12 protein-coding genes are annotated in these 12,685 nt (G+C 68.9%); 10 read left to right on the top strand and 2 right to left on the bottom strand.

The window, feature by feature from the left end:
• Positions 1–21 precede the first annotated feature (21 nt).
• From ftsH to ACLKOY_RS08490, 9 genes are read left to right on the top strand one after another with little or no spacing between them, the layout of a single operon-like run.
• Positions 22–2,022, top strand: coding sequence for an ATP-dependent zinc metalloprotease FtsH (gene ftsH, locus ACLKOY_RS08530; RefSeq protein WP_436453241.1), 2,001 nt, complete (start codon positions 22–24; stop codon positions 2,020–2,022).
• A 3-nt stretch (positions 2,023–2,025) separates the two neighbouring features.
• Entirely contained in the window at positions 2,026–2,631 is a 606-nt protein-coding gene (gene folE, locus ACLKOY_RS08525; RefSeq protein ID WP_436453240.1) for a GTP cyclohydrolase I, read from the top strand.
• Positions 2,628–3,428, top strand: coding sequence for a dihydropteroate synthase (gene folP / locus ACLKOY_RS08520; RefSeq protein WP_436453239.1), 801 nt, complete (start codon positions 2,628–2,630; stop codon positions 3,426–3,428). The genes folE and folP overlap by 4 nt, the downstream gene beginning before the upstream one ends.
• Before the next feature lie 3 nt (positions 3,429–3,431).
• A complete protein-coding gene (folB, locus tag ACLKOY_RS08515) occupies positions 3,432–3,824 on the top strand; it encodes a dihydroneopterin aldolase (protein ID WP_436453238.1) in 393 nt (130 codons plus the stop codon).
• Positions 3,821–4,360, top strand: a complete 540-nt coding sequence (gene folK / locus ACLKOY_RS08510) for a 2-amino-4-hydroxy-6-hydroxymethyldihydropteridine diphosphokinase (RefSeq protein ID WP_436453237.1) — start codon at positions 3,821–3,823, stop codon at positions 4,358–4,360. Before folB ends, folK begins: the two co-directional genes overlap by 4 nt.
• On the top strand, positions 4,357–4,836 hold the full coding sequence (locus ACLKOY_RS08505; protein ID WP_436453236.1) for a DUF3180 domain-containing protein: 480 nt from the start codon (positions 4,357–4,359) through the stop codon (positions 4,834–4,836). The genes folK and ACLKOY_RS08505 overlap by 4 nt, the downstream gene beginning before the upstream one ends.
• Positions 4,790–5,386 carry a PH domain-containing protein gene (locus tag ACLKOY_RS08500; protein WP_363572291.1) on the top strand — a complete coding sequence of 199 codons (597 nt, stop codon included), beginning with the start codon at positions 4,790–4,792 and terminating at the stop codon, positions 5,384–5,386. Before ACLKOY_RS08505 ends, ACLKOY_RS08500 begins: the two co-directional genes overlap by 47 nt.
• A complete protein-coding gene (locus ACLKOY_RS08495; RefSeq protein ID WP_436453235.1) occupies positions 5,383–7,368 on the top strand; it encodes a PH domain-containing protein in 1,986 nt (661 codons plus the stop codon). The genes ACLKOY_RS08500 and ACLKOY_RS08495 overlap by 4 nt, the downstream gene beginning before the upstream one ends.
• Positions 7,361–8,065, top strand: a complete 705-nt coding sequence (locus ACLKOY_RS08490) for a DUF2520 domain-containing protein (protein ID WP_436453234.1) — start codon at positions 7,361–7,363, stop codon at positions 8,063–8,065. Before ACLKOY_RS08495 ends, ACLKOY_RS08490 begins: the two co-directional genes overlap by 8 nt.
• A gap of 2 nt (positions 8,066–8,067) precedes the next feature.
• Here ACLKOY_RS08490 and ACLKOY_RS08485 read toward each other — a convergent pair whose 3' ends face one another.
• Positions 8,068–9,906 carry a DUF2207 domain-containing protein gene (locus ACLKOY_RS08485; protein ID WP_436453233.1) on the bottom strand — a complete coding sequence of 613 codons (1,839 nt, stop codon included), beginning with the start codon at positions 9,904–9,906 and terminating at the stop codon, positions 8,068–8,070.
• A gap of 80 nt (positions 9,907–9,986) precedes the next feature.
• Between ACLKOY_RS08485 and lysS the strand changes: the two genes are divergently transcribed.
• Positions 9,987–11,513 (top strand): lysine--tRNA ligase, encoded by a 1,527-nt coding sequence (gene lysS, locus ACLKOY_RS08480; RefSeq protein ID WP_436453232.1) that lies wholly within the window; start codon positions 9,987–9,989, stop codon positions 11,511–11,513.
• On the opposite strand, the gene ACLKOY_RS08475 is transcribed toward lysS, so the two are convergent.
• Positions 11,506–12,624 carry a DUF4192 family protein gene (locus ACLKOY_RS08475; RefSeq protein WP_436453231.1) on the bottom strand — a complete coding sequence of 373 codons (1,119 nt, stop codon included), beginning with the start codon at positions 12,622–12,624 and terminating at the stop codon, positions 11,506–11,508. The two genes, lysS and ACLKOY_RS08475, sit on opposite strands and share 8 nt — an antisense overlap.
• Positions 12,625–12,685 lie beyond the last annotated feature (61 nt).

Here is a 12,685-nt window from a genome sequence, read left to right as displayed (position 1 = left end):
GCGCGATACGCTGATCCGACCATGGATGTCAAGAAGCTCACTCGGAATCCGCTGATCTACGTCGCTCTGATCGGTCTGCTGCTGTTCGGCGGCTTCCTGCTGATCTCGAACCTCGGCGCGCCCAAGCAGGTCACGACCCAGGAGGGTCTGGAGCTGCTCTCGGGCAAGACGGTCACCGAGGTCGTGAACACCGACGGAGACCAGCGCGTCGACATGACCCTGTCGAAGGCGTTCGAGGGCTCGGAGAACGTGCAGTTCTACTACGTCGATGCGCGTGCTGAAGAGGTCGTCTCGGCGATCAACGCCGCCGAGCCGAAGGACGGCTTCAACGACGCCGTGCCTCGCGCGACCTGGTTCGACGGCATCCTCTCTCTTCTTCTTCCCCTCGTGCTGCTCGGCCTGCTGTTCTGGTGGTTGCTCTCGTCGATGCAGGGCGGCGGCAGCAAGGTCATGCAGTTCGGCAAGTCCAAGGCGAAGCTCGTCAACAAGGAGACCCCGACGGTCACCTTCGCCGACGTCGCCGGCGCCGACGAGGCGATCGAGGAGCTCCACGAGATCAAGGAGTTCCTGCAGGACCCGGCCAAGTTCCAGGCCATCGGCGCCCGCATCCCGAAGGGGGTGCTGCTGTACGGCCCTCCGGGAACCGGAAAGACCCTGCTCGCCCGTGCCGTCGCCGGCGAGGCGGGAGCCCCGTTCTACTCGATCTCGGGCTCGGACTTCGTCGAGATGTTCGTCGGCGTCGGTGCATCGCGTGTCCGTGACCTGTTCAACCAGGCCAAGGAGAACGCTCCCGCGATCATCTTCATCGATGAGATCGACGCCGTCGGTCGCCACCGCGGCGCCGGTATGGGTGGCGGAAACGACGAGCGCGAGCAGACGCTCAACCAGATGCTCGTCGAGATGGACGGCTTCGACCCGAACGCGAACGTCATCGTGATCGCGGCGACCAACCGCCCCGACATCCTCGACCCGGCACTCCTGCGCCCCGGCCGCTTCGACCGTCAGATCGGTGTCGACGCCCCCGACCTGCGCGGGCGCCAGAAAATCCTCGAGGTGCACAGCAAGGGCAAGCCGCTGGCCAAGAGCGTCGACCTCGAGGTCGTCGCGCGCAAGACCCCGGGCTTCACCGGAGCAGATCTCGCGAACGTCCTCAACGAGGCCGCTCTGCTGACCGCACGCTCGAACGCGCAGCTGGTCGACAACCGTGCGCTCGACGAGGCCATCGACCGTGTCATCGCGGGCCCCCAGCGTCGCACCCGTGTGATGAAGGACAAGGAGAAGCTCATCACCGCGTACCACGAGGGCGGTCACGCTCTCGCTGCGGCGGCGATGAACTACACCGATCCTGTGACGAAGATCACGATCCTGCCCCGAGGCAAGGCTCTCGGCTACACGATGGTGCTGCCGCTCGACGACAAGTACTCCATCACCCGCAACGAGCTGCAGGACCAGCTGACCTACGCCATGGGCGGTCGCGTCGCGGAGGAGATCGTGTTCCACGACCCGACCACCGACGCCTCGAACGACATCGAGAAGGCGACCTCGATCGCCCGCAAGATGGTGCTCGAATATGGCATGACCACACAGGTCGGCCCGGTCAAGCTCGGCAGCGAGGGCGGCGAGCCCTTCGCCGGTCGCGACATGGGCAGGGGACGCGAGTACTCCGAGAGGGTTGCCGAGCGGGTGGATGCAGAGGTGCGGGCGCTCATCGAGCAGGCTCACAACGAGGCGTACGAGGTCATCAGCGCCAACCGTGACATCCTCGACCGCCTCGCCCTGTCGCTGCTCGAGGAGGAGACGCTCGATCACAACCAGATCGCCGAGATCTTCACCGAGGTGAAGAAGCTCCCCGAGCGTCCGCTGTGGCTCTCGAGCGAGGACCGCCCCGTGTCGGAGCGGCCCCCGATCGAGGTCCCGAAGAAGGACGTCTCGCTGGTGGCATCGGTCGAAGCGCCGGCCGCGGCTCCGCGCACGCAGCCCGGATCGGCAGGAGCCGGCCAGGCTCGACCTGCGACGGCCTGACCGGTGTCTGTCGACCGCGCGCGTGTCGAGCGGCTCACCAGGGAACTGCTCGAGGCGATCGGCGAGGACCCTGATCGCCCGGGTCTGAAGCAGACGCCGACGCGCATGGGCGATCTCTACGCGGAGTTCTTCGCGGGTGTCGGCGAGGATGCTGCGGCCCCTCTCGCGCACACGATCAGCGTCTCTCGAGGCCCTGCTCCCGACACGCTTCCGTCGGGTGCCGTGCTGCTGAGAGACATCCGTTTCCGGTCGGTGTGCGAGCACCATCTGCTGCCGTTCGCGGGTCACGCGCACATCGCCTATCTGCCGGGCGAGCAGGTCGTCGGACTCGGAGCGCTGGTGCGTGTGGTCGAGATCCTCGCCGGTCGCCCCCAGGTGCAGGAGCGCCTCGGTGAGCAGATCGCCGACACGATCGCCGAGAACCTCGACACACGTGGCGTGCTCGTGGTGCTCGATGCGAGCCACGGCTGCGTGACCATGCGCGGTGGACGACAGCCCGAGGCCTCGACGCTCACGATCGCGGCCCGTGGCGAATACACCGAGCCGATCGCCCGGGCCGAGCTCATCGCGCTGATCGGGTCTTCAGGCTCGGGAATGGTGCACGGATGACGGGCATCTGGGGCATCGTCAACGTCACGCCCGACTCGTTCAGCGACGGCGGTCGTTATCTCGACGTGGATCGGGCCGTCGAGCACGGCCTGCGGCTGCGTGCTGAGGGAGCCACCGTGCTCGACGTCGGCGGCGAGTCGACCAGGCCCGGCGCCGAGCGTGTGGGAGCCGAGGAAGAGCAGCGGCGTGTGCTCCCGGTGATCGAGCGTCTGGTCGCCGCGGGCGCGCCGGTCAGCATCGACACCCTCAACGCTTCGACCGCCGCCGCTGCGGTGCGAGCGGGGGCGCGGGTCGTCAACGACGTGTCCGGCGGTCTGGCCGACCCCGACATGCTCGCGGCGGTCGCCGAATCCGGCGCCGACTATGCGATCGGCCACTGGCGCGGCTTCTCATCCGACATGTACGCGCACGCCGAATACCGTCGCGCGGCACGCGAGGTCGCAGGTGAGCTGCACGAGCGCATGGGTGAGGCTGCCGCATCCGGTATCGCGCCGTCGCGATTGATCGTCGATCCGGGCATCGGGTTCTCGAAGAAGGGCGATCAGAACTGGGGCGTGCTGCGCGGACTCGATGAGATCGTCGCCCTGGGGCCCCGCGTGCTCATCGGCACGTCTCGCAAGAGGTTCCTCGCGGAGACCATCGATGCGGACCCGACGACGGTCTCCGAAGCGCGACGCGACCTCGCCACGGCCGTCACGAGCGCCCTCGCCGCTCGCGCCGGAGTCTGGGCCGTCAGAGTGCACGATGTCGGCGCCACCCGCGACGCTCTGGCCGTCGTGCACGCCTGGGAGGGATAGACCATGGATGTCCTCGACGAGATCGTCCTGACGGGGCTCACCGTCTTCGGCAGGCACGGGGTCTACGACCACGAGCGCGAGAACGGCCAGGAGTTCACCGTCGATCTGCGCCTCAGGATGCCGCTCAGCGACGCGGCGGCGTCAGATGATGTCGCCGACACCGTGCACTACGGAGAGCTCGCCGAGAAGGTCGCCGAGGTGGTCGCGGGCGAGCCGGTGAATCTCATCGAGACGCTCGCAGAGCGCATCGCAGACGTCACGCTCACCGACCCTCGGGTGCACGACGTCACCGTCACGGTGCACAAGCCGCACGCCCCGATCTCGCTCACGTTCTCGGATGTCGCGGTCACGGTGCACCGGGCACGGCAGCGATCCGCTGAGGAGGCATCGCGATGAGTCGCAATCTGGCCAATCCGCCGAGCCTCCCCGGTCCCCGACCCGGGCGGGACGAATCCGTGGCCGTCGTGGCCTTCGGCGCGAACCTCGGCGATCGCGAAGACACGATCCGTGCCGCAGCAGAGCGCATCTCGCGACTGCCGCTGGTCAGCGACGTGCGTCTGTCGTCGCTGTTCGAGACGGTGGCGCTGCGGCTCGACGGGCCGGATCCGGAGGCCCCCGGATACGTGAACGCGGTCGCGCTGGTCACCACTCGCCTGGCCCCGTCGATCCTGCTGGGCATGCTGCACGCGATCGAGGACGAGCACGGTCGCGAGCGCCATGAGCGCTGGGGTGATCGCACCCTCGACCTCGATCTGATCGCCTACGGCGAAGAATCAGCCGACGACGCTGGCCTGCAGCTGCCGCACCCTCGCGCCTTCGAGCGGCTGTTCGTGCTCGAACCGTGGCTCGAGCTCGACGGCGACGCCGTGCTGCCAGGCAGGGGCCGTGTCGCCGGGCTCGTCGCCGACCTGCGCCGCCGGGAGCACTCATGAAGCGCACCTCGCTCGGACTCCTCGCGGTCCTCGCCGTGCTCGCCGCCGCCGGGGGCTTCGTCCTCGATCATGTGCTGACCACGATGGGCCGCACGACGTTCACGCCGTCGCTGCTCCTGCCCGTGCTGCTGCTGCTCATCGCCGCGGCCTCGCTGGGGGTCGCCTGGCCGGTGCGGGCGAGCGTTCGAAACGGCATCCGCATCGATCCGTTCCGCGCGACCCGTGCCGTGACCCTCGCCCGCGCGTCGAGCCTGGTCGGGGCGATCATGGCCGGGTTCGGCGCGGGGCTTCTGGCGTTCCTTCTCTCCAGGCCGATCGATCCCCCGGTAGGGTCGACTGTGGCGATGGTGGCACTGATCGGAAGCGCGATCGTGCTCGCCATCGTCGCGCTCATCGCCGAACAGTTCTGCACCCTGCCGAAGGATCCTGATGACTCAGAACCCAGAGATCGAGCCGGGGACCCCGGCACCGCTTAGTTCGGCGGAGGTCAGCGACCTCGCGGCCCTCGACCAGGGCACGTACTCGCAGCTGCGCACCGCGCGCAACGAGGCGAGGCTGGAGCTCGACGGCACCTGGCACCAGATCTCGCCGCGCTACGTGGTCTCTCAGGTGCTCCAGAATCTGATCTTCGTCGCGGTCGTGCTGGCTGCGGCCCTCGTGCTGGCGCTGGTGCTCGACCAGACCTGGGTGTGGATCCCGGCGGGCGTCATCGTGCTCATCACTCTGATCACGCTGGTGATCCTTCCGCGGCAGGCCAAGGCCATCGGGTACATGCTCCGCGACGACGACATCGTCTTCCGCAAGGGCATCCTCTGGCAGCGTATGATCGCCGTGCCCTACGGCCGTATGCAGCTCGTGGACATCACGCAGGGCCCCCTCGACCGTGCCTTCGGCGTCTCCCAGCTCAAGATGGTCACCGCTGCCGCCACCACGGGAGTGCAGATCCCCGGACTCGCACAGGCCGCCGCCGAGGCGCTGCGCGACACCCTCATTGCCGTCGCCGAGACCCGCCGGACGGGCCTGTGAGCGAGCAGCCTTTCCCGTCGCCCCCGGCGGCGGCCGAATCCCCGGCGCGAGCCGCGACCCTCGCCGACGGCGAGTGGCACCGGATGCACCCGCTCACCCCGCTCTTCAAGGGCGGGCTGGCGCTCATCATCATCGCGGGCATCGCGATCGCCAACCTGCGCGATCGGCTCATCGCCTGGTTCGTCGAGTTCTTCACGCCCGAAGAGGTGAACTACGACGACTACTCGGGTGGCGACCCCGTCGACTGGGTCTTCGAGAACAACCTGCTCATCATCGTGCTGCTCAGCGTGCTGGCGCTCGTCGCCGTGCTCGTGCTCATCTTCTGGTTCGTGTGGCGTTTCCAGCAGTTCCGGATCACCGGCGATCACGTCGAGGTGCGCAAGGGCATCGTCTTCCGCTCGCACCGGCGCGCTCCGCTCGATCGGGTTCAGGGCGTCAACCTCACTCGCCCGTTCCCCGCGCGCATCATCGGACTCGCGAAGCTCGAGGTCGTCGGTGCGGGCACCGACTCCAACGTCGAGCTCGAGTACCTCGCGACACCGCGCGCAGAGGCGGTGCGGACCGACATCCTGCGCCTCGCCTCGGGTGCGCGCGCGGCGAGACTGACCGCCGCGGATGCCGCAGCCGGAGTGCGGCCCTCGGACGCCGCGGGTTCCGTCGCCGGCGGGCCGGGCTCGGCGCGAGCGCAGCTCGTCGGGTCGGTGAACGCCGGGGTCAACGATCTGATCAGCGGCGTCGACCTGGCCGATGTCGAGCCGGAGAGCGTGGTCAAGATCCCGACGGGTCGCCTGGTCGGCTCGCAGCTGATCTCGAGCGTGCTCTGGTTCATCTTCTTCGGCATCATCTTCGGTGTGGCGGTCGGCGGCATCGCGATCGGCTCACTGATCGACGGCGATCCGATCGGCGGGTTCCTCGGTCTCGGCATCACGCTGGGCATCGGGATCCCCATGATCATCGCGATCGTCGGAATCACCTGGGCGCAGATCTCGAAGTCGCTGCGCTACTCGATCGCTCCGACGCCCGATGGCGTGCGCATCACCTACGGTCTGCTGACGACCGTGACCGAGACACTGCCTCCGGGGCGCATCTTCGCCGTCGAGGTCACACAGTCGCTGCTGTGGCGTCCGTTCGGCTGGTGGACCATCAGGATCAACCGCATGAGCGGCAAGAGCGCCGCACAGCAGTCGTCGGGTTCTGCGCAGCAGTTCAACGTCGTGCTGCCGGTGGGCAAGCGCGCGGACGTCGAACGAGTGCTCGCGCTGATCCTGCCGGATGCTCCGGTCGCCGACATCCCGCTCGTCTGGGAGCACGGCATCCTCGGTCCGGTCGAGGGCGATCCCTATCGCACGATGCCGCGGCGCGCATGGTGGCGCAGACCGGTGTCGTGGAAGCGCCACGGCTTCGTGCTGACCGAGTTCGGACTGCTGCTCAGACGAGGAGTCGTCTGGCGCAAGCTGGCCATCTTCCCGCTCGCGCGACTGCAGGGCGTGTCGCTCTCGCAGGGACCCATCGACCGCGCGCAGCGCGTGTCCGGTGCGCAGGTGCACTCCGTGCAGGGGCTCATCACGGGGTACCTGTCCGGTCTCGAGCGCGATGACGCTCTGTATCTTCTCGACGGCGTGAGCTCGGCAGCGGTCGCCGCCGCAGCGCGCGATCACACCCACCGATGGGGCGAGTACGTGACGGATGCCGAGGGTGCACAGGTTCCCGGGTACCCGAGTGCAGGGGCGGACGCCGCTGCGATCGGGCTCGAGGGTTCTGTGCCTCCGCCTGCGCCTCCTGCCACCCCGGTCGGCTCGCCGGCTGAGCCGCCAGTGGCTCCGCCCGCGTCTCCTGTGGCTCCGCCCGCGCAGCCTGTCTCGCCGCCGCCTCCCGCGCCGCCAGTGGCTCCGCCGCCTCCCGCGCCGCCAGTGGCTCCGCCGCCTCCCGCGCCGCCCGTCTCTCCGGCACCTCCCGCGCCGCCGGCTCCGAACGGTGAGTGATCCTTCGCGCCGTGATGGGCGGCTCGGGGTCGGCATCATCGGTGCCGGGCGCGTGGGGCCGGTCATCGGCGCGGCTCTCGCCGGAGCGGGACACGCGATCACGGGGATCACGAGCGGCTCGGACGACGACCGGGCGTCAGCAGTGCTGCCGGACGTGCCGATCCTCGACGCACTCGAAGTCGTGCGCCGCAGCGAGCTCGTCGTGGTCGCCGTGCCGCACGACCAGCTTCCCGCTCTGATCACGGGCATCGCCGAGGTCGGTGGGTGGCAGCTCGGCCAGCTCGTGCTGCACACCGACCCGGGTCACGGCATCGAGGTGCTGCGCCCAGCGGCGGCGAGTGGAGCCATCCCACTCGCCGTGCATCCGGCGATCACCTTCACGGGCACGTCTGTCGATCTGCGTCAGCTGCAGGCGAGCTATGCGGCGGTCACCGCACCCGCGGCAGTGCTGCCCATCGCGCAGGCCCTGGCCGTCGAGATGGGGTGCGAGCCGGTGGTGATCTCCGAGGCGGACCGTGCGGCCTATGCCGACGCGATCCAGACAGTCACGGAGTTCTCGCGCTCGATCATCGCGCAGTCCACCTCCCGTCTGGGCGCACTCGGCATCGAGAATCCCGGCGGATACCTCTCCGCCCTGGTGCAGTCGACCGTCGAGCGGGCGCTCCGAGACGCATCCGGGCCGCCGCCGCTCCTCTGAGGTCAGCGGCCGCCCGAGAAGCCTCCGCCCCCGCCGCCACCCGAGAAGCCGCCGCCGAATGATCCGCCTGCGCTCGACGAGCTGCTGGCGCTCGGCGCCGAGTACGTCGCGGAGGCGTGCGAAGAGGCGGCGAACGCCATGAGCTGACTGTGGACGAACGGCGTGCTGGGGTCACCGATCCACGTCGCCCCACGCTGCTCGAAGGAGTACACGTGCTCAAGCACGGCGCCCCACTCGTTCTCCATGCCGAACAGCATCGCGTAGGGGAGCAGGCGCTCGTAGACGACGATCACGTTCGCGCTGCCGTCCTGCCGCCGCTCGGCACCGGAGTACGACTGCAGCATCTGCAGCCGATCGGCTTCGGCGACGCGGATGAACTCCCGCACACCCATGAGGTACTCGTACTGCCGAGCGCCCTCGGCCGAGAGGACCGTGTGCTTCGAGAAGCCGTAGAAGGATGACAGCAGCACGAGGAGCGCGCCGAAGGCGATCGCCACGAACGCGGGGATCGCCGTGACCCTCCCTGCGATGATCCCCCAAAGGCCCAGGGCGAAGCCGGCCAGCACGATGGCGATCGCGCACCACTGCAGGATCATCGCGCCCCTGCTGCGCGCCTTCGTGGTGAGCCCGCGCGAGACCGCGGCCTCGACGCCATGCTGCGACAGGGTCTTCATGCGTGCGGCGAAGTCCTCGCTCGAGCTGGGCAGCTCGGCGACACCGTCGGAGTCGGCGCCCGCGAACAGAGCGTCCAGCGCCTCGACATCGAGCTGGTCGGGAATCCGGCCACCCGGAAGGCGTCGAAGCCGCGGCCGATCGGCGTCTGTTCCCTCTTCGATGCGGAGCGTGCCGCGCACAGCCAGGTGGACGATTTCCGCGGGGATCGGGTCTTTGGCTCCGGGCACGATCGCGGCGGCCAGCAGCGGCGGCAGGGAGTCCGGCACGTCGTACTGGGCGACGATGATGCCGCTGGCCGTGCGCCGGTTCTTCTTGAAGGACGAGACGGCGAACCAGCTCGCGATGGAGAGTCCCAGCCCGCCGAGCGCCGCGATCGCGGGCACGGTGTCGGTCACGGGGTCGGGCTGCCGAGCCGAGGGCTGCGCTGCGGTGCCCGGCTCGAACCCGACCGCGATCGTGATGCCTTCGCCCGGTGACAGCTCGTTCGCTTCGACGTTGAGCTGCGAGCCGTCGGAGGATGCAGTCAGGTCGCATTCGTCTGTCGACCCCTCGTAGCCGGCATAACAGCGGGCCTCGCCGGTCATCCGATCGGTCATCGTCTCATCGAACGCGACCTCGGCGTGGAAATCCTCGATCGGCTGGGTGCTGTCGAGGGGGAGCAGATCCCAGTAGAACTCGTCGACGCCCGAGTCGGCAGCGAGGATCACGTCGCGCATCTCGTATTCGATGACGTAGGTCGTGAGTCCGCGCACGTAGTCGTCGTCGCCGGTGAGGATCAGCAGCAGTCCATCCTCGGTGTCGGTCTCGTAGGGCACATCGGCCCCGGACTGGTCGGTCACGGACAGCACCCGCGCATCGAGCCAGGCATTCTCATAGCTGGTCGGCAGCCCGCGGACGATCCCCTTGTTCTGGTCGACATCAGGGAACCGCGCAGTGAGCGTCTCCGTGACGTGCATGCGGGCGCGCCCATCGTCGTCGAGCCCCACCTCGTACCGCGCATCCCACGACGCGTAACTGAAGTCGTCGACATCCGCGCGGACCACCGTGGCACCGGTCGCGGGGGATGCGGGCGGCGCTGCGGCGGCGGCGGTCGCTGCTGACGCGAGCACCGCTGCGGCGGCGAGACCGATCGTGACGAGAGCGCGGGCGAGTCTGGTGGCTGCCATGCTTCGAGGCTACCCAGACTCGACCGCGGGGTGAGGGACGCGACCTCGGTAAACTGGACACGACTTTCAAGGAGCCCCGAATGACTGACGCGTCTGCCGCGCCCGACACGACCACCGCCGCGACCGAAGAAGACGTGCACGAGCAGAAGGCCGTGCGCCTGGCCAAGCGCGAGCGTCTGGTCGCGAACCGAGCGGATGCCGGCGGGGGAGCCTTCCCGGTGAGCGTGCCCGTGACTCACCAGATCCCCGCGCTGCGCGCCGAGTACGGCGAGCTGGAGGCCGGTACCGAGACGGGTGTCGTCGTCGGCGTCGCGGGTCGCGTGGTCTTCAGCCGCAACACCGGCAAGCTGTGCTTCGCGACGCTGCAGGCGGGCGACGGCTCGCGCATCCAGGCGATGATCTCGCTCGCCAACGTCGGCGAGGAGTCGCTCGCCGACTGGAAGGAGTACGTCGACCTCGGCGATCACGTGTTCGTGCACGGTGAGGTGATCTCGAGCCGCCGAGGCGAGCTGTCGATCATGGCCGATGCGTGGGCGATCGCCTCGAAGGCCATCCTGCCGCTGCCCAACGCCTACTCGGAGCTCAGCGAGGAGGGGCGTGTGCGCAGCCGCTACCTCGACCTGATCGTCCGTGAGCAGGCGCGCACGACCGTGCGCGCCCGTGCCGCGGTCAACGCGAGCCTCCGAGCGACGTTCGGCAGCCACGACTATCTCGAGGTCGAGACGCCCATGCTGCAGGTGCAGCACGGTGGAGCATCCGCTCGTCCGTTCATCACGCACTCCAACGCCTTCGACACCGAGCTCTACCTGCGCATCGCGCCCGAGCTGTACCTCAAGCGCGCCGTCGTCGGTGGCATCGAGCGTGTCTACGAGATCAACCGCAACTTCCGCAATGAGGGTGCCGACTCGACGCACAGCCCGGAGTTCGCGATGCTCGAGGCCTACCAGGCCTACGGCGACTACAACCAGATGGCCGCTCTGACGCAGGAGCTCGTGCAGCAGGCGGCGATCGCCGTCGCGGGTTCGACCACGGTGACCTGGGCCGACGGCACCGAGTACGATCTCGGCGGCGAGTGGGATCGCATCTCGATGTACGAGTCGCTGTCGGCGGCCTCTGGTCGCACGATCACCCCGAGCGACTCGGTCGAGGATCTGATCGCCTTCGCCGAGGCGAACGACGTCGACCTGCCCGCTCAGGCGACGCACGGCAAGCTCGTCGAAGAACTCTGGGAGCACTTCGTGAAGGGCGACCTCGTGCGCCCCACCTTCGTGATGGACTTCCCCGTCGACACCTCGCCCCTCGTGCGCGAGCACCGCTCGATCGAGGGCGTGGTGGAGAAGTGGGATCTGTACATCCGCGGCTTCGAGCTGGCGACCGGATACTCCGAGCTCGTCGACCCCGTCATCCAGCGCGAGCGGTTCGTCGAACAGGCGAAGCTCGCCGCTCGCGGCGACGTCGAGGCGATGCCCGTCGATGAGGAGTTCCTGCGGGCACTCGAGCACGGCATGCCCCCGTCCGGCGGGATGGGCATGGGGATCGATCGCCTGCTGATGGCGATCACGGGGCTCGGCATTCGCGAGACCATCCTGTTCCCGCTCGTCAAGTAGCGGGTGTCGCGCCGCGTCTGAACGCCCACTCCGGCAGCATCGCCGCGTTGATCATCGTCTCGAGCAGGGCGGCGAGGCCGTAGTCGGGATCGATCGCGCGCACGAGATCGAGGTACTGCGCGGCATGACTCGACCGGCCGAGCGCCCATGAGAGCCACGCCGCAGCAGTGAGCGGCGCGGGTCTCGTGGCCCGAGGCGCGAGCGATGCGGCGGTGCGGACGAGTGAGAGGGCGACCGCGAGCCGCTCCGGATCGGGCGTGGGCCCTCGCCCGAGGAAGACATCACCGAGGTCGTCGGGCACGGTCGACCCTGTATCGGCGAAGCTGAGCTGCGCCTCGAGCGTGCGCTCGCCGCCACGGACATCCGAGGCCCACTGCGTCAGCGCCACATCCCTGAAGAGCGGTCGCTCGAGGCACCAGAGGAGTGCGGCGGTGGCGAAGGGCGGCAGGTCGTCGGGCGATGCGAGTACGGCTTCGAAGAAGGCCGGGATGTCTTCGAGGAGGACGAGCGCAGCGATCGCCTGGGGGTTCTCGGTGCCCGTCGGCCCGGGTTCTCCGCCCCGCGCGAGGAGGTCGGTGACGTCGCGCAGCGCTCGCCCCACCCTCTCGCTGTCTGCGAAGCCGGCCGCCGGCAGGACGGCACCGGACAGCTGATCGCCCGACACATCGCCGACGCCGGGAACCTCGGGGGCCGCGCGATCGAGAGCGCGGAGCTGCGGGTCGCCGTCGAGGTAGCTCGACCAGCCGTCCGAGGTCACGCAGAGCGCGTCGACGATGCGCAGGCCGGCGTCCTCCGCCCGCCCGAGGAGTTCGTCGACCTCGACCGCGAAAGGCAGGACGAGCCCGTCCCGCGTCTGCTGCACCGCGTCATCCGTGTAGACGACGAGGGCGACGGCATCCGTCCGCTCGACTCTCGCGACCAGACCGACCGCGGCATCCGCATAGTCCTCGAGTTCGACGTCGTCACGGGGGAGATCGAGTCTCATCGCACCGTACGTGCGAGTGCCTCGGAACGGCAGCAGGACGAGGCTCTCGGTCGGGGTGAAGCCTGCGAGGGAGGGGACGATGCTGAGGAACTCAGCGGAGCCGGAAGCACGGAGCAGTGTTGTCATCCGGCGAGTCTCATCGGGCGGCCGTCGTCACGGTTCGATTCCACAGCCTGGACGATCGATC

The sequence above is a fragment of the Microbacterium sp. K2 genome, from assembly GCF_051365005.1.
In the GTDB taxonomy this organism is placed as follows: domain Bacteria; phylum Actinomycetota; class Actinomycetes; order Actinomycetales; family Microbacteriaceae; genus Microbacterium; species Microbacterium foliorum_B.
Note: the sequence above shows the minus strand (reverse complement) of the source record. Positions and strands in the feature narration are given on the sequence as shown.